At 43.5% G+C, this 1,063-nt stretch carries 1 protein-coding gene; it reads right to left on the reverse strand.

Annotated features, from left to right (window positions below; all coding sequences use genetic code 11):
- The coding region (locus INF20_RS07925; RefSeq protein WP_226385835.1) for a transposase at nt 1–949 on the reverse strand (949 nt) is incomplete at its 3' end.
- Nucleotides 950–1,063 lie beyond the last annotated feature (114 nt).

Below are 1,063 nucleotides of genomic sequence, written 5' to 3' on the forward strand. Positions count from 1 at the left end.
CTTTTACCCTCCCTTTTCTCGGATATTCCCTCGCTATCTCCCGTTCCAGTTCCTGCAGTTCCCCCATTCCCTCTATCTCATGATATTCCTCCGCTATGGATGGAATACTCCCATCCTTATACCGGATCAGATAATGCCATTTGTTCTCTTTGCATTTCTTAAACACCGGTTCCGATGCATAAAGACTGTCTGCCAGCACACACACCGGCAGTCTTGGGTATTCCTGTTTCAGACGGCTTGCCAGACGGTGGAATGCCCTCGTTTCACAGTCATTCTTTTCTACGTCTTCTCTCTCATTTTCTATAAATTCTGTCCCCAGGCTGATGATAAGCCCTTCCCCCAATACCAGTTTTGCCTCTAATACATTATGGTAATAGATGGTCTTTTCTTCTTTGCTTCCTTTATTTAACGTCTTTTTCAGACAGTGTGCACAATGCCTCTCATGGAAATGGAATAGGCCTGTCGCATCGAAGATTACCAGCCAGTACTTCCCCAGAAATCTCGCGTCCTCAAATTTCCGTCTCCTCAGAATCGTTTTTATCATTCTTCTACGCAGGGTTTCCAGTTCTCCTGTATCCAGCTTTTTCAGGAACTCATTTACCGTTACATAATGCGGCAGAAATTCATGGCGCCCGACCCCCCGGAGCCTGCACAGGTTCTCCACACAGTTCTCATCATTAAATTTCTCTGTCATCCCCTGCATGGACTGGATGCTACAAATGTTCTTCATAATAACAGTCATCAGCATCACTTCGATTTCATATATGCTGGACTGGCGGGGATCTGACGTTTCACACAGCCATTGCGTGAATTCCGGGAAATACTGGCGGATTATTTTACAGAATGCTGCAAAATCTCTTTCATACAATTTTCTGTTTCTTCGTTGTTCAGCCCTTGTCACGATAAATTTTCTCCTTTGCGAAAAACTTTTTTTTATTTTATCATGCATCGGCTAAATCTTCAGTGCTTATCAGTAATTTTTGTGCGAGAAATTTTCGCCTTTCAGAGCTGGTAGGTATGATATCAATATAATAAAGCGTGGGTAATGTAGTCGCCTATGAGC

Source organism: Gallibacter intestinalis (assembly GCF_014982745.1).
Classification (GTDB): Bacteria; Bacillota; Clostridia; order Peptostreptococcales; family Anaerovoracaceae; genus Gallibacter; species Gallibacter intestinalis.